The 13,902-nt window shown below is 70.9% G+C and carries 16 protein-coding genes and 1 riboswitch; of the genes, 12 read left to right on the forward strand and 4 right to left on the reverse strand.

Annotated elements, in window-relative coordinates; all coding sequences use genetic code 11:
- Nucleotides 1–51 precede the first annotated feature (51 nt).
- Nucleotides 52–360 (forward strand): hypothetical protein, encoded by a 309-nt coding sequence (locus tag ACZ6CV_RS22775; RefSeq protein WP_355816910.1) that lies wholly within the window; start codon nt 52–54, stop codon nt 358–360.
- 148 nt (nt 361–508) lie between these two features.
- On the opposite strand, the gene ACZ6CV_RS22780 is transcribed toward ACZ6CV_RS22775, so the two are convergent.
- Both ACZ6CV_RS22780 and ACZ6CV_RS22785 read right to left on the reverse strand, forming a co-directional pair.
- Complete coding sequence (locus tag ACZ6CV_RS22780; RefSeq protein ID WP_469252568.1) at nt 509–1,093, reverse strand: isochorismatase family protein; 585 nt, start codon at nt 1,091–1,093, stop codon at nt 509–511.
- A gap of 141 nt (nt 1,094–1,234) precedes the next feature.
- A complete protein-coding gene (locus ACZ6CV_RS22785; RefSeq protein ID WP_469252569.1) occupies nt 1,235–2,563 on the reverse strand; it encodes a nicotinate phosphoribosyltransferase in 1,329 nt (442 codons plus the stop codon).
- A gap of 91 nt (nt 2,564–2,654) precedes the next feature.
- Here ACZ6CV_RS22785 and clpS point away from each other — a divergent pair, with 91 nt between their 5' ends.
- From clpS to ACZ6CV_RS22835, 10 genes are all read left to right on the forward strand, one after another.
- Nucleotides 2,655–2,969: an ATP-dependent Clp protease adapter ClpS gene (clpS, locus tag ACZ6CV_RS22790; RefSeq protein WP_355816918.1), complete on the forward strand. Its 315-nt coding sequence runs from the start codon at nt 2,655–2,657 to the stop codon at nt 2,967–2,969.
- Between the two features lie 106 nt (nt 2,970–3,075).
- On the forward strand, nt 3,076–3,681 hold the full coding sequence (locus ACZ6CV_RS22795; RefSeq protein ID WP_469252570.1) for a DUF2017 domain-containing protein: 606 nt from the start codon (nt 3,076–3,078) through the stop codon (nt 3,679–3,681).
- A 381-nt stretch (nt 3,682–4,062) separates the two neighbouring features.
- Nucleotides 4,063–5,553, forward strand: coding sequence for an amino acid permease (locus ACZ6CV_RS22800; RefSeq protein ID WP_469252571.1), 1,491 nt, complete (start codon nt 4,063–4,065; stop codon nt 5,551–5,553).
- 110 nt (nt 5,554–5,663) lie between these two features.
- Entirely contained in the window at nt 5,664–6,086 is a 423-nt protein-coding gene (locus ACZ6CV_RS22805) for a M67 family metallopeptidase (protein ID WP_469252572.1), read from the forward strand.
- 3 nt (nt 6,087–6,089) lie between these two features.
- Nucleotides 6,090–6,222, forward strand: a riboswitch (cobalamin riboswitch).
- A gap of 44 nt (nt 6,223–6,266) precedes the next feature.
- Entirely contained in the window at nt 6,267–7,244 is a 978-nt protein-coding gene (locus ACZ6CV_RS22810) for an ABC transporter substrate-binding protein (protein ID WP_469252573.1), read from the forward strand.
- Between the two features lie 101 nt (nt 7,245–7,345).
- Nucleotides 7,346–8,347 carry a FecCD family ABC transporter permease gene (locus ACZ6CV_RS22815; RefSeq protein ID WP_469252744.1) on the forward strand — a complete coding sequence of 334 codons (1,002 nt, stop codon included), beginning with the start codon at nt 7,346–7,348 and terminating at the stop codon, nt 8,345–8,347.
- Nucleotides 8,344–9,141 carry an ABC transporter ATP-binding protein gene (locus ACZ6CV_RS22820; protein ID WP_469252574.1) on the forward strand — a complete coding sequence of 266 codons (798 nt, stop codon included), beginning with the start codon at nt 8,344–8,346 and terminating at the stop codon, nt 9,139–9,141. Before ACZ6CV_RS22815 ends, ACZ6CV_RS22820 begins: the two co-directional genes overlap by 4 nt.
- Nucleotides 9,142–9,207: 66 nt before the next feature.
- Nucleotides 9,208–9,309, forward strand: coding sequence for a putative leader peptide (locus tag ACZ6CV_RS22825; protein WP_355816933.1), 102 nt, complete (start codon nt 9,208–9,210; stop codon nt 9,307–9,309).
- 165 nt (nt 9,310–9,474) lie between these two features.
- Entirely contained in the window at nt 9,475–9,753 is a 279-nt protein-coding gene (locus ACZ6CV_RS22830; RefSeq protein ID WP_469252575.1) for a MoaD/ThiS family protein, read from the forward strand.
- A gap of 12 nt (nt 9,754–9,765) precedes the next feature.
- Nucleotides 9,766–10,719, forward strand: coding sequence for a PLP-dependent cysteine synthase family protein (locus ACZ6CV_RS22835; RefSeq protein ID WP_469252576.1), 954 nt, complete (start codon nt 9,766–9,768; stop codon nt 10,717–10,719).
- Between the two features lie 785 nt (nt 10,720–11,504).
- Here ACZ6CV_RS22835 and ACZ6CV_RS22840 read toward each other — a convergent pair.
- Nucleotides 11,505–11,972, reverse strand: coding sequence for a type II toxin-antitoxin system PemK/MazF family toxin (locus ACZ6CV_RS22840; RefSeq protein WP_355816940.1), 468 nt, complete (start codon nt 11,970–11,972; stop codon nt 11,505–11,507).
- A 199-nt stretch (nt 11,973–12,171) separates the two neighbouring features.
- Between ACZ6CV_RS22840 and ACZ6CV_RS22845 the strand changes: the two genes are divergently transcribed.
- Nucleotides 12,172–12,924: an MBL fold metallo-hydrolase gene (locus ACZ6CV_RS22845; RefSeq protein WP_469252577.1), complete on the forward strand. Its 753-nt coding sequence runs from the start codon at nt 12,172–12,174 to the stop codon at nt 12,922–12,924.
- A 28-nt stretch (nt 12,925–12,952) separates the two neighbouring features.
- Here ACZ6CV_RS22845 and ACZ6CV_RS22850 read toward each other — a convergent pair whose 3' ends face one another.
- Nucleotides 12,953–13,879 (reverse strand): DUF7916 family protein, encoded by a 927-nt coding sequence (locus ACZ6CV_RS22850; protein WP_469252578.1) that lies wholly within the window; start codon nt 13,877–13,879, stop codon nt 12,953–12,955.
- Nucleotides 13,880–13,902 lie beyond the last annotated feature (23 nt).

Genomic DNA, 13,902 nt, shown 5'->3' on the forward strand with positions numbered 1-13,902 from the left:
GACAGACCGGTCCACGGCCCCGTGCGATGTCTCACGGGGGTGTGACGAAGCATGTCCGCAGGAGGTTTCTGCAAGCTGCCGAACGGCAGCGTGGTGGTGGCGCTGACCCTGCCGAGCCCGCAGCCGGCCGGCGGCACGGTCAGGATGATCGTGCACGCCGTGAACCGGGCGCGGGCCCTGACCAGGCTGCGGAACCTGGGCATGCGGGCGGTGTACCTGCGGGGCAACGCGGAGCCGCCGACGCCGGACGAGGTGACGGCCGTGCTGCACCATCCGGACGGCCTCATATGGCGCACGGCGCGGGACGATGCGTCTGAGCTCTGGCATCCGATCCGAGCCCTGCGAAGACTCCCGCTCTGAGGCTGTGCTGGTTGTCGTGCGTCTGCGGGCCCGGTGGGGGCTGATCGCGCAGTTCCCCGCGCCCCTGAGTGGTCCTGCGTGCCGCCCGACCGGAGGTGCCGTTCAGGGGCGCGGGGAACTGCGCGACAAGCCCCCACCGGCCCGCAGCTCAGACGACGGGCTTGCCCGTGAGCTCCACGCCGGCCGAGCGGAGCTCTGCCATCGCCGTCTCGGTGGTCGCCGCCGAGACCCCGGCCGTGAGGTCCAGAAGCACCGTCGTCCGGAACCCCTCCCGCGCCGCATCCACAGCGGTAGCGCGAACGCAGTGGTCCGTGGCGATGCCCACCACGTCGACCTCGGTGATCTCCCGCTCCCGCAGCCACCGCGCCAGGGAGAGCCCGTTCTCGTCGACGCCCTCGAAGCCGCTGTACGCCGCCGAGTACGCGCCCTTGGAGAAGACCGCGTCGATCGCGCCGGAGGCGACCGCGGGGGCGAAGTTCGGGTGGAACCCGATGCCCTCGGTGCCGGCCACGCAGTGCGGCGGCCAGGAGTCGACGTAGTCGGGGTGGTCGGAGAAGTGGTCGCCCGGGTCGATGTGGTGGTCCCGGGTGGCGACGACGTGCCGGTACCCCGGCTGGCCCTGGCCGATCAGCTCGGTGATGGCGGCGGCCACGTCCGCCCCGCCGGCGACCGCGAGGCTGCCGCCTTCGCAGAAGTCGTTCTGCACGTCTACGACGATCAGTGCGCGGCGCATGGCGGGTGTCCTTCGGTTCGGCAGGGCGGTGATCGGTGGGACCAGGTGGGGGACTCGGCCGGATGAACCGAGCGTAGAGACTTCACCCACGTTCCGGGAGGGGGCCGGCCCACCATCCGGCGAGGGGCCGCGTGGGCCCCCTCAGACGTACTCCGTGGGAATGACCGCCTCGCCGCGCGAGAGCTGGGTCGCCGAGAGGGGCAGGTGGGCTCGGGCCGCCGCATGGCGGGCTCGGACCGTGTCCAGGGGCTCGCGGGCGACGATCTCGCCGCCCTTGACCAGCTCGACCAGGAGCAGGCGGTCGGCGAGGTCCGCGGGAACCGGGCCCGTGCCGACCACCTCCGCCTCGGCGACCCCGTACGCGTCACTGCGGCGCGCCGCCCACTTGCGGCCGCCGAGGGACGACTTCGCGCCGAGCGACTTCTTCGCCACCGGCTCCAGCGGCGCCTTCGGGTCCGCCGAGTGCGCGCGGGCCACCAGCTTGTAGACCATCGAGCAGGTGGGGTGCCCGGACCCGGTGACGAGCTGCGTGCCCACCCCGTACGCGTCCACGGGCGCCGCCGCGAGCGACGCGATGGCGTACTCGTCGAGGTCGGAGGTGACGACGATCTTCGTCTTGGTCGCGCCGAGCTCGTCCAGCTGCTGCCGCACCCGGTGCGCGACGAGCAGCAGGTCGCCCGAGTCGATGCGGACCGCGCCCAGCTCGGGCCCGGCGACCTCGACGGCGGTGCGGACCGCCTCCGTCACGTCGTACGTGTCCACCAGCAGGGTCGTGCCGGGGCCGAGGGAGTCCACCTGGGCCTGGAACGCGTCGCGCTCGTTGTCGTGCAGCAGGGTGAACGCGTGGGCGCTGGTGCCGACGGTCGGGATGTCGTAGCGGAACCCGGCCGCCAGGTCCGACGTGGTCGCGAAGCCTCCGACGTACGCCGCGCGGGACGCGGCCACGGCGGCCAGCTCGTGGGTGCGGCGGGCGCCCATCTCGATCAGCGGCCGGCCGCCGGCGGCCGAGGACATCCGGGAGGCGGCGGCCGCGATCGCCGAGTCGTGGTTGAGGATGGAGAGGATCACCGTCTCCAGGAGCACGCACTCCGCGAAGGAGCCCTCGACCCGCAGGATCGGCGAGCCGGGGAAGTAGACCTCGCCCTCGGGGTAGCCCCAGATGTCGCCGCCGAAGCGGTAGCCGGCCAGCCACTCCAGGGTCGCCTCGTCGACGATGCCGCGCTCCCGCAGGAAGCCGAGCACGTCGGCGTCGAAGCGGAAGTTCTCCACGGCGTCCAGGACCCGCCCCGTTCCGGCCACCACGCCGTAGCGCCGGCCCTCGGGGAGTCTGCGGGTGAAGACCTCGAAGACCGAACGCCGGTCCCCGGTCCCCGCTTTCAGCGCGGCCTGCAGCATCGTCAGCTCGTACTGGTCGGTGAAGAGCGCTGTCGACGGAACATCCACCGGCAGGCCAAGGTCCGCTGTGTTCATACGAAGGATGCTACCCCCAATCTCGTCACTCTGACGATTTCGAAGGACGCGCGGGAGGCCATTTGTGCGAGGGGCTCCCCGGGGTGGCAGCATGGGCCGGGTGAGTACGGCTCCCGCAGAGATCACCCGACCGGAATCGGCCGAAGAGGCCATGGTCGTCCCCGAACCGGACGTCCCCTGGATCACGCTCGTGCACAACGACCCGGTCAACCTGATGAGTTACGTGACGTACGTGTTCCAGACGTACTTCGGTTACTCGAAGGAGAAGGCCACGAAGCTGATGATGGACGTGCACCAGAAGGGCCGCGCGGTCGTCTCCAGCGGCACCCGCGAGGAGATGGAGCGCGACGTGCAGGCCATGCACGGCTACGGCCTCTGGGCCACCCTTCAGCAGGACCGCAAGTAGGGACCGCGAGCGGGCCCCGGCAGGGACCGCAAGTAGGGACCGCAAGAAGCGGGCCGCGAGGAGCGGACCGCCCGCCGCGTACGGACCGGAAGCAGCGACGCATCTGATGCCAGGACAATTCGAACCGATGCCGGGGGGCGGCGCAGCCGTCGCGCTCGACGAGGTCGAGATCTCGATCATCCGTTCCCTCGCCGTGCAGCTCCTCGAGCTGATCGGTCCTGGGCCGGGCGGCGAGGTCTCCGACGACCCCCTCGCGGAGCTCTTCGCCGAGGGGCCGAGCGAGCCGCCCGCCGACCCGGTGATGAAGCGCCTGCTGCCCGACGCGTACGGCGGCCCCGGTGGCGAGAACGGTTCGGCGGGCGACCCCGATGAAACACGGGCGTACTCCGCGGAGTTCCGCCGGTTCACGGAGAACGATCTGCGGGCCAAGAAGCGCGACGACGCCCTCGTGGTGATCCGCTGCCTGGACGCGACGACCGCCGCCGGCGACGGCGGAGCTGTCCTGAAACTGTCGGTCGAGGAGTCCCGGCACTGGCTCGGCGCCCTCAACGACCTCCGGCTCGCCATCGGCACCCGCCTGGAGGTCACCGACGAGGAGGACGCCGATCTGCTCTACCGGCTCCCCGACAGCGACCCCCGCAAGCCCATGGTGATGGCCTACCTCTGGCTGGGCGGACTGCAGGAAACGCTGGTCGGAACGTTGCTGGACTGATCGGTGCGGCCCTCGCCACACTTAGGTGCAGAGGGCAGCAAAATTTGTTGTAGTGGACAGGTTCCGTTCATCGGGCGGGCCGTTCGCTCAGCGGATCCTCAAATCCGGATAACGATCGCGTCACGGCATTGCCCTGCTTTGCCATGCCAAGGGCGCTTTGTCCGCTTCTCCCTGTGTTCTGCGCCACAGGTGGCTCATTTCCTCACTTCGTTCACCGTGATACATCTTCACGACCGCTCGGCGACGCCACCCATGTCGCCGAGGGCGCTTCAGCCGGCAGACCGCCGGTAGCACTCCATCCATATCCGGGGGGATCAGGACCTGATCCGCAGCCACAACGCAGATGTGCGGGCGCGGATCAGCATGGAGAAAGGCGTCACCATGACCTCAGTGCAGGTCGAAGAGCACCACGGCGAGCCTGGCGGCAATGGTGTCGTGCAGGGCGGCCCGTCCGGCGAGGGCGAGGGTTACCAGCGCGGGCTCGGAGCCCGGCAGATCCAGATGATCGCGATCGGCGGTGCCATCGGCACCGGCCTGTTCCTCGGCGCGGGCAAGGCCATCCACAAGGCCGGCCCCAGCCTCATCCTGGCGTACGCCATCGCGGGCCTCGTCATCTTCTTCATCATGCGGGCGCTCGGCGAGCTCCTCATGTACCGGCCCGTGTCCGGCTCCTTCTCGGAGTACGCACGCGAGTTCATGGGCCCGTTCTTCGGATTCGTGACCGGCTGGACGTACTGGCTCTTCTGGGTCGTCACCGGCATCACGGAAGTCACCGCGGCCGCCCAGTACATGCAGTACTGGACCCACGACTCGTTCCCACAATGGGCCTACGCGCTCGTCTTCACCGTCATCCTGTACGGCGCGAACCTCATCTCCGTGAAGCTCTTCGGTGAGCTGGAGTTCTGGTTCTCGATGGTCAAGGTCACCGCCATCATCGGCATGATCCTGATCTGCGTCGGCATCCTCACCATCGGCTTCTCCGACGCCGGTGACACCGCGTCGGTGACCCACCTCTGGGACGAGGGCGGCTTCTTCCCCAACGGCATCGGCTCCACGCTGATGACCCTGCAGATCGTGATGTTCGCCTTCCTCGCCGTCGAGCTGGTCGGCGTCACCGCGGGCGAGTCCAAGGATCCCAAGACCGTCCTGCCCAAGGCCATCAACACCGTGCCGTGGCGCATCGCCGTCTTCTACGTCGGCGCGCTGATCATGATCCTGTCGGTGGTCCCGTGGACCACGTTCCAGCCCGACGTGTCGCCCTTCGTCGCGGCCTTCGAGAAGATGGGCCTCGGTATCGGCGCCGCGATCGTGAACTTCGTGGTCCTCACCGCCGCCCTCTCCTCCTGCAACTCCGGCATGTACTCCACCGGCCGCATGCTGCGCGACCTCGCGCTCAACGGCCAGGGCCCGAAGTTCTTCACCAAGCTCACGAAGAACGGCCTGCCGCTGGTCGGCACCACCGCCTCCGCCGCGTGCATGCTGATCGGCGTCTGGATCAACTACCAGTGGCCCGGCAAGGCGTTCACCTACGTCGTCTCCTTCGCGACCATCTCCGGCATGTGGGCCTGGATCATGATCCTCGCCTGCCAGATCCGCTACCGCCGCAAGGCCGACCGCGGCGAGCTCCCGCAGTCCACCTTCCGGGCGCCCGGAGCCCCGTACACCAGCTGGTTCGCGCTCCTGTTCATCGGCCTGGTCATCGTGCTGATGGGCATCGACAAGGACAACCGCGTCTCGCTCTACGCCGCTCCGGTCTGGATCGCGATCCTCACGGTCTCGTACCTGGTGCTCAAGAGCCGCAACCCGGAGGCCGCGGCCTTCAACCGGCAGAAGGTCGGCGTCTCCGCCTCCGCCTCCGTCGAGAAGGACTGACCTCACGCGGAAGGACTGGGGCCCCGAGGTCGCGGTCCACCTGTCCAGCATTCGGGCCCGCCCGTACCACACTTCGGTACGGTGCGGGCCCTCTGCTTATCCTGGCTCCCATGCTGACCATCACCCAGGCCCTCCACGACCAGATCGTCGCGCACGCGCGCAAGGACCACCCCGACGAGGCCTGCGGCGTGGTCGCGGGGCCGGAGGGCACCGACCGGCCCGAGCGGTTCATCCCGATGCTCAACGCCGCGCGCTCGCCCACGTTCTACGAGTTCGACTCGGGTGACCTGCTCAAGCTCTACCGCGACCTCGACGACCGCGACGAGGAGCCGGTGATCGTCTACCACTCGCACACGGCGACCGAGGCCTACCCCTCGCGCACCGACATCACGTACGCCAACGAGCCCGGCGCGCACTACGTCCTGGTCTCCACCGCCGACACCGACGACGCGGGCCCCTTCCAGTTCCGCTCGTACCGGATCGTGGACGGCGAGGTCACCGAGGAAGAGGTAAAGGTCGTCGAGGCATACTGAGCTTTACTCATGAGGGCGGCAGGACCCAGGAAGCCGGTGCGAACCCGGCACGGTCCCGCCACTGTGACCCCGTCCCACCCGGCAAGCACCGCCGGGGCCGGGGGAGTCAGGAACTGACCTGCCGCCCTTCTCCACGCAACACAGGGGACGCGGAAATCCCCTGGAGGAGGCAGCTCAGCCATGTCCCGACGCCACCGCCACCCCGGCATACGCGCACTCGCCGCGGCCACCCTGCTCGTCCCGCTCGCCGCGTGCTCGTCCTCCGGTTCCGGGAGTGACGCGAAGCCCGCCGCGAAGGCCGCCGGATTCCCGTACACCGTCACCAACTGCGGTGTGACGACGACGTACGACGCACCTCCGAAGCGCGCGGTCACCATGAACCAGCACACCACCGAGGTGATGCTGGAACTCGGCCTCGCCGACCACATCGCGGGCACCGCCTACCTCGACGACAAGGTCCTGCCGAAGTACGAGAAGGCGTACGCGTCACGCCCCGTGCTCGCCGAGGAGTACCCCTCGTACGAGAAGCTGCTCGCCGCCAACCCCGACTTCGTGTACGGCGGTTACCCGAGCGCCTTCCTCGCGGGCGACGGGCGCGGCCGCCCCGCGCTCGCGAAGTCGGGCATCAAGACGCGTCTGAACGTCGAGGGCTGCGCGAAGAAGCCCGTCGCCATGGACGACGTCTACCGCGAGGTCCGCGAGGTCGGCGCCACCTTCGGGGTGCGTGACCGCGCCGAGCGGTGGGTCGCGGGCGCCCGCCGCGAACTGGCCGCCACCGCGGCGAAGTCCCGGGGCAAGAAGCGGCACTCCGTCTTCGTCTACGACAGCGGCGACAAGACCGCGTTCACCGCGGGCGGCCGCGGCATCGGCAACGACATCATCGAACGGGCCGGCGGCCGCAACGTCTTCGCCGACGTCGACAAGTCCTTCACCGACGCCTCCTGGGAGAAGGTGGTCGAGCGTAGGCCCGAGACCATCCTGATCCTCGACTACGGCGCCACGACGGTCGCCCAGAAGAAGAAGCGCCTCCTGGAGGACCCGGTCCTACGGGACGTCCCGGCCGTCAAGAACAAGAGCTTCGCGGTGCTGCGGCTGTCGGACGTGGTCACCGGCGTACGAGCACCGCAGGCGGTGAGGAAGCTGGCGGCGCAGCTGTGAGGGTCATCCAGCCCGTGGGGCGGATCTTTCAGCCCGTCCGGCGTTTGAGGACGAGCCCGAAGGGCGATCGACGGGACGCACGGGGGCGCCGCCTCCTCACCCTGACGGGGCTCACCGCGGCCCTCGCGGCAGCGATACTCGCCGGGTTGGCCCTGGGCTCGGTCCGGATCCCCCCGGATCAGGTGCTGGAGATCCTCACGGGCCGGGCGGAGCCCTCCCCCTTCCGCACCATCGTGCTGGACGTCCGCCTCCCCAGGGTCCTGCTCGGCGCAGCCGTCGGCGCGGGACTCGCCGTCATCGGCACCGTCCTGCAGGCCCTCGTCCGCAACCCCCTCGCCGACCCGTTCCTGCTCGGCGTCTCCTCCGGCGCCTCCGTCGGCGCGGTCTCCGCGATCGTGCTCGGCGGCGTCTTCGGCCTCGGCGCCGCCCTGTCGACCCCCGTCACCATCCCGGCCGCGTCCTTCGCGGGCGCCCTGATCTCCCTGGTCCTCGTCTACTCACTGGCCAGGAGCGGCGGCGGTTTCGCCACCGGCCGGCTGATCCTCGCGGGCGTCGCCGTCTCGTACATCCTCACCGCGCTGACCAGCCTCATCCTGGTCACCGCGGACAGCGCCGACCACCTCAAGGAAGTCCTGTACTGGACGCTCGGCGGACTCGGCAGCGCCCGCTGGGACATGCTCGCCCTGCCCTGCGCGTCCCTGCTCATCGGCACGGCCCTCCTGATGGCCCTGGCCCGTCCCCTGGACCTGCTCCTCGCCGGCGAGGAGGGCGCCACCGTCCTCGGCCTGGACGCGGCCCGCTTCCGCGCCGGCGTCTTCGTCCTCGTCTCGCTGCTCACCGGCGTCCTGGTCGCCTACAGCGGGGCCATCGGCTTCATCGGCCTGATGGTGCCGCACGCCGCCCGCATGCTGGTCGGCGCATCCCACCGCGCCCTGCTCCCGGTCGTGGCGCTGATGGGCGCGGTCTTCCTCGTCGCCGCCGACCTCGCCGCGCGCACCGTCGCCGCCCCGCAGGACATCCCCGTCGGGGTGCTCACCGCGCTGACCGGCGGCCCGTTCTTCCTGTGGCTGCTGCGGCGGCGCACCGAAGGAGTGGCGGTATGACCCACCCGCCCCGGCCGGCCGGCGCCCTGCGCACCGAAGCGCTCTCGTACGAGGTGGAAGGACGTCTCCTCGTGGACGCCGTCGACCTCACCGCCGACCCCGGCGAGACCGTCGGCGTCGTCGGACCCAACGGCAGCGGCAAGACCACCCTGCTGCGCTGCGTGTACGGCACGCTGCGCCCCACCGCGGGCCGCGCCCTCCTCGACGGCGACGACCTGCACGCGCTGTCCGCGAAGGCACGCGCCCGCCGCCTCGCCACCGTCCCGCAGGACGGGCAGGCCGCCTTCGAGCTGACCGTCCGGCAGGTCGTCGCGATGGGCCGCTCCCCGCACAAACGGTTCTGGGAGGCGGACACGGCGGCCGACGACGCGCTCGTCGCGGCGGCGCTCGCCCGGGTCGGCGTCGAGGAGCTCGCCGACCGAGCCTTCCCCTCGCTCTCCGGCGGCGAGCGGCAGCGCGCGCTGGTGGCCCGCGCCCTGGTCCAGGAGCCGACCCTGGTCGTCCTCGACGAGCCCACCAACCACCTGGACATCCGCTACCAGCTGGAGATCCTCTCCTTCGTACGGGGCCTGGGCACGACGAACCTCCTGGCCCTGCACGACCTGAACCTCGCCGCGTACTACTGCGACCGCCTGTACGTCCTCGACGGCGGCCGGCTCGTCGCCTCCGGGGCGCCCAAAGAGGTCCTCACCGCCGAGCTGCTCGCCACCGTGTACGGGGTGACCGCCGAGGTCAGCACCCACCCGGTGACCGGCGCCCCGACGGTCGTCCATCTGCCGCCGCCCGCATCCTGAACGGATTCCGTCCACCAGCTGAGATCACACTCCGGGATCCGGACCGGGAATCGATACGATGACCGCATGGTTCCCCACGACGTGAGCGAAAAGACGCCGGGCGCACTGCTCGTTGCGCGGCTGCACGTCGACCTGTGCCGCCTCGCCAGCGCGATCTGTTCCCGCTGAACCGCGCCGCCGCACGGCCGTGGGCGCGGCGCCGCCGCACTCCGTACGTCCACGTACCACCGGGCACCGCACCACCGCCGGCACAGCGCCGAGCGAGCCCGCCACCCGTACTTCTCGCACTTCTCGCACTTCCCGCACTTCTCGACCCACGACAGGAGCCCCAGCATGGCCATCGAGGTCCGCATCCCGACCATCCTCCGCACCTACACCGACGGCGAGAAGGCCGTCCAGGGCAGCGGGGACACCCTCGCCGAACTCTTCACCGACCTCGACTCGCGCCACAACGGCATCGCCGAGCGCATCGTGGACGGCGGCAAGCTGCGCCGCTTCGTGAACGTGTACCTGAACGACGAGGACGTCCGCTTCCTCGACGGCATCTCCACGAAGCTCGCCGACGGCGACAGCGTCACGATCCTGCCGGCCGTCGCCGGCGGCATGGTCTAGGCCCGATCCCGGATGCCTCGCTACGACTCCCCGCTCGCCGCGGTCGGCAACACGCCGCTCGTCCGCCTGCCGCGGCTCTCGCCCTCGGACGAGGTCCGCGTCTGGGCCAAGCTGGAGGACCGCAACCCGACCGGCTCCATCAAGGACCGGCCCGCCCTCCACATGGTCGAACAGGCCGAGAAGGACGGCCGGTTGACGCCCGGCTGCACGATCCTGGAGCCGACCTCCGGCAACACCGGCATCTCGCTCGCCATGGCGGCCAAACTCAAGGGCTACCGCATCGTGTGCGTGATGCCGGAGAACACCTCCCAGGAGCGGCGCGACCTGCTCGCCATGTGGGGCGCCGAGATCATCTCCTCGCCGGCGGCGGGCGGCTCCAACACGGCTGTCCGCGTCGCCAAGGAGCTGTCCGCCGAGCACCCCGACTGGGTGATGCTCTACCAGTACGGCAACCCGGACAACGCGGGCGCCCACTACGCCACGACGGGCCCGGAGATCCTCACCGACCTCCCCTCCATCACCCACTTCGTGGCGGGCCTCGGCACGACGGGCACGCTCATGGGTGTCGGCCGCTACCTGCGCGAGCAGAAACCGGACATCAAGATCGTCGCGGCGGAGCCGCGCTACGACGACCTCGTGTACGGCCTGCGCAACCTCGACGAGGGGTTCGTCCCCGAGCTGTACGACGCGTCGGTGCTGACCACCCGCTTCTCGGTCGGCTCGGCCGACGCGGTGACCCGCACCCGCGAACTCCTCCAGCAGGAGGGGATCTTCGCGGGCATCTCCACGGGGGCGGCGCTGCACGCGGCGATCGGGGTGGGCAGGAAGGCGGTGAAGGCCGGCGAGCAGGCCGACATCGTCTTCGTCGTGGCCGACGGCGGCTGGAAGTACCTGTCGACGGGCGTCTACACGGCGGAGACGACGGAGGCGGCGATCGAAACGTTGCAGGGCCAACTCTGGGCGTAGGGCTCGCCGCCCCGGGGAACGGTCCATCGCCGGCTGCGCCGAGCTCGTCCTCAAACGCCGGACGGGCTTGGGGGAGGGGCGACGGGGCTGGGGCAAATCGCCGGCTCCGCCGAGCTCGTCCTCAAGCGCCGGACGGGCTGAAATCCCGCTGCCCTGGCCGGGACATCAGCTCGGTCAAATCGCCGGCTCCGCCAGGCTCGTCCTCAAACGCCGGACGGGCTTGGGGGGCGTGACGGGGCGCTGGGGCGGATCGCCGGCTGCGCCGAGCTCGTCCTCAAGCGCCGGACGGGCTGAGACGGCCGCGCCGGCCGGGTCGCATCCCCGCCTCGGACGCGCTGCAACTCTGCCGCGTCCGAGATACCGCTGCTCCGCCGACTGAGAAGTCAGCCGAGCGGAGACATTTTCAGCCCGTCCGGCGTTTGAGGACGAGCTAGGCGGAGCCAGCGATTGACCGAGCTGAGGCGCCGGCCCAGGCAAACGGATTTCAGCCCGTCCGGCGCTTGAGGACGAGCTCGGCGGAGCCGGTGATCTAGCCGAGCCAAAGTGTCGGCCGAAGCGAACGGATTTCAGCCTGTCCGGCGTTTGAGGACGAGCCTGGCGGAGCCGGTGATCTAGCCGAGCCAAAGTGTCGGCCGAAGCGAACGGATTTCAGCCTGTCCGGCGTTTGAGGACGAGCCTGGCGGAGCCGGTGATCTAGCCGAGCCAAGGTGCCGGCCCGGGCAAACGGGGTTCCAGCCTGTCCGGCGTTTGAGGACGAGCTCGGCGGAGCCGGCGATTGGGCCGTCTCAGCCCGCCAGGTACCGCACTTGATCCCACACCACCGGATCCACCACCCCCGCCCGACGCCTGAAGTCGTCCAGCGGGACCTCCCGCAGCTCGTCCGTCTCCAGGAAGCTCGCGCGGCCCCGCGCATCCCCCACCGCCCCGGGCGGCAGCGTGATCACGCCCGCCCGTTCGTCGTGGTACTTGCTCGTGATCTTCGCGACCCGCGCGCTCCGCCCCCGTACCGAAAGCACCAGACAGGGACGGTCCTTGCCGCCGGGGCCGTCCTCGTACGGCACCCGCGCCCACCAGATCTCCGCGGGCCGCGGCGCCGGCAGCCGCCCCCGCCGCCGGGGGCCCCGCGGCGGCCGGGTCCTGCCCGGCGGCCGTGAGCTGGACACACGGGGGCCGCGCCCCCAGCCGTCCACCAGCGTGACGACGAGCGCGAGCACCACCACGGCCGCCAGCGCGAGCCACCAGGACGTGTCCATGAGGACGACCGTACCGGCGCACGCCCCGTGCCGCCCACCGCGCCCCGGGCGCCCCGAGAGACCCCCGAACCGGTGACAGCGCAGGTGAGTTCCCCCACAACGGCCCGCGACGGAGGAGCGACCAGGCCTTTTGCGCCTTACGCTCGACGGACCGCACACCACCCCTCAGCTCTCCTGTCAGCGCGGAGGTTCCAGCTACATGAAGCTCACCGTCGTCGGCTGCTCGGGGTCGTTTCCGTCCGCGGAATCGGCCTGCTCGAGCTACCTCGTCGAGGCCGACGGCTTCCGGTTGCTGCTCGACATGGGCAACGGCGCCCTCGGCGAGCTGCAGCGCCACATCGGCCTGTACGACCTGGACGCGGTCTTCCTCAGCCATCTGCACGCCGATCACTGCATCGACATGTGCGCGTACTTCGTCGCCCGCTACTACCGGCACGAGGGCGGCCGCTGCGCCCCCATCCCGGTCTACGGCCCCGAAGGCACCGAGCAGCGGCTGACCACCGCGTACGCCGACACGCCCTCCGCCTCCTCGATGAGCGAGGTATTCGACTTCCACACGGTCAAGCCCGCCTCGTTCGACATCGGCCCGTTCGCCGTGCGCACCGAGAAGATGTGCCACCCCGTCGAGGCGTACGCCATCCGCGTCGAGCACGGCGGCAAGTCCCTCACGTACTCCGGGGACACCGGCCCCACCGCGGCCCTGGACGAACTCGCCGGGGGCACCGACCTCTTCCTCTGCGAGGCGGCCTTCACGCACGGCAAGGAGAACATCCCCGACCTGCACCTGAACGGCCGCGAGGCGGGCGAGTCCGCCCGGCGCGCCGGTGCGGGAAGGATGCTGCTCACCCACATCCCGCCGTGGACGGACCCCCAGGTCAACCTCGCCGACGCCCGCGCCGTGTACGACGGCCCGACCGAGCTGGCGGCGCCCGGGGCCTCGTACGAGATCTGACCGTGTACGAGGCGCGGGGCCGGAGCGGTCAGTCCCGCCGGAAGCCGCGGCCGCCCAGCGCCATCCGGTTCCACGTGTGGCGGCGGCCGCGGATCGCCACCGAGTAGTCGTACATCACCTCCGGGTCGCACATCCCCGGCAGGAACGAGTCCCCGAAGTGGTGGGCGTCGATGCCCACCTCCTTGGCCGTCAGGGCGAGTTGGGGCACGACATTCGCGTGGCTGCCCTCCTGGCTGGTGCCGATCGCGCCCATCGCCACCGCGCCCGCCTCCTGCACCGCCGCCACCGCCTCGGCCGCCAGCTCCCGGGTGACGCCCGGCAGCGTGCCCGGCAGGGGGAGGACCACCCCGTCGGCGCCCGCCTCCACCAGGGACGTCAGTCGGCCCACCGTGAGCCGCTCCGGATGCCCGGCGTGGTGCATCTTGCCGCTCCACAGCGCCACGTCGTCACCGAGGCCGGCGCGCAGCTCCTCGGTGACCCGGGCCAGCCCCTCGTACGACCCGCCCGTGCCCGGGTTGGCGGTGAGGCAGAGCAGCGCCGCGCCCATGTCGATCAGGCGCTTGGCGTACTCCGGCCTGGCGCGGCGGATCTCGGGGACGTCGCCGGGCTCCAGGTTGATGCCGACCGGGCGGCCGATGTACGCGGCGAGGTCGGCGATCGAGGTGAACGTGCCGAGGCCCGGCAGGTCGAGCCGCTCGCCGTCCCAGGCGCGCTCGATCAGGTTCAGTACGACGATGTCGGCGCCGAAGGCCGCGACGAGCTCGGCGTTGTGCACGCCCGGCATGCCCGGCATCGGGATCAGGGCGGCGCGGTCGGCGAAGACCTCGGCGACCATGGTGCGGCCCTCGGCGGCGGCGACCGAGGCGGTCAGGGCGCGGCCGCGCAGGGCGGCGAGGTGCTCGCGGTCGAGGTCGAGGATGCGGGGGGTGGGCCGGTGGCCGTGCTCGTCGCTCATGTCTCGACCGTATGCCGCCGGGC

The sequence above is a fragment of the Streptomyces sp. NPDC041713 genome, from assembly GCF_055591085.1.

What these genes read in the sequence shown, in the direction of transcription:
- ACZ6CV_RS22775 (WP_355816910.1), top strand. Translation starts at nt 52, where the DNA reads ATGTCCGCAGGAGGTTTCTGCAAGCTGCCGAACGGCAGCGTGGTGGTG.
- ACZ6CV_RS22780 (WP_469252568.1), bottom strand. Translation starts at nt 1,093, where the DNA reads ATGCGCCGCGCACTGATCGTCGTAGACGTGCAGAACGACTTCTGCGAA.
- ACZ6CV_RS22785 (WP_469252569.1), bottom strand. Translation starts at nt 2,563, where the DNA reads ATGAACACAGCGGACCTTGGCCTGCCGGTGGATGTTCCGTCGACAGCG.
- clpS (WP_355816918.1), top strand. Translation starts at nt 2,655, where the DNA reads ATGGGCCGGGTGAGTACGGCTCCCGCAGAGATCACCCGACCGGAATCG.
- ACZ6CV_RS22795 (WP_469252570.1), top strand. Translation starts at nt 3,076, where the DNA reads ATGCCAGGACAATTCGAACCGATGCCGGGGGGCGGCGCAGCCGTCGCG.
- ACZ6CV_RS22800 (WP_469252571.1), top strand. Translation starts at nt 4,063, where the DNA reads ATGACCTCAGTGCAGGTCGAAGAGCACCACGGCGAGCCTGGCGGCAAT.
- ACZ6CV_RS22805 (WP_469252572.1), top strand. Translation starts at nt 5,664, where the DNA reads ATGCTGACCATCACCCAGGCCCTCCACGACCAGATCGTCGCGCACGCG.
- ACZ6CV_RS22810 (WP_469252573.1), top strand. Translation starts at nt 6,267, where the DNA reads ATGTCCCGACGCCACCGCCACCCCGGCATACGCGCACTCGCCGCGGCC.
- ACZ6CV_RS22820 (WP_469252574.1), top strand. Translation starts at nt 8,344, where the DNA reads ATGACCCACCCGCCCCGGCCGGCCGGCGCCCTGCGCACCGAAGCGCTC.
- ACZ6CV_RS22825 (WP_355816933.1), top strand. Translation starts at nt 9,208, where the DNA reads ATGGTTCCCCACGACGTGAGCGAAAAGACGCCGGGCGCACTGCTCGTT.
- ACZ6CV_RS22830 (WP_469252575.1), top strand. Translation starts at nt 9,475, where the DNA reads ATGGCCATCGAGGTCCGCATCCCGACCATCCTCCGCACCTACACCGAC.
- ACZ6CV_RS22835 (WP_469252576.1), top strand. Translation starts at nt 9,766, where the DNA reads ATGCCTCGCTACGACTCCCCGCTCGCCGCGGTCGGCAACACGCCGCTC.
- ACZ6CV_RS22840 (WP_355816940.1), bottom strand. Translation starts at nt 11,972, where the DNA reads ATGGACACGTCCTGGTGGCTCGCGCTGGCGGCCGTGGTGGTGCTCGCG.
- ACZ6CV_RS22845 (WP_469252577.1), top strand. Translation starts at nt 12,172, where the DNA reads ATGAAGCTCACCGTCGTCGGCTGCTCGGGGTCGTTTCCGTCCGCGGAA.
- ACZ6CV_RS22850 (WP_469252578.1), bottom strand. Translation starts at nt 13,879, where the DNA reads ATGAGCGACGAGCACGGCCACCGGCCCACCCCCCGCATCCTCGACCTC.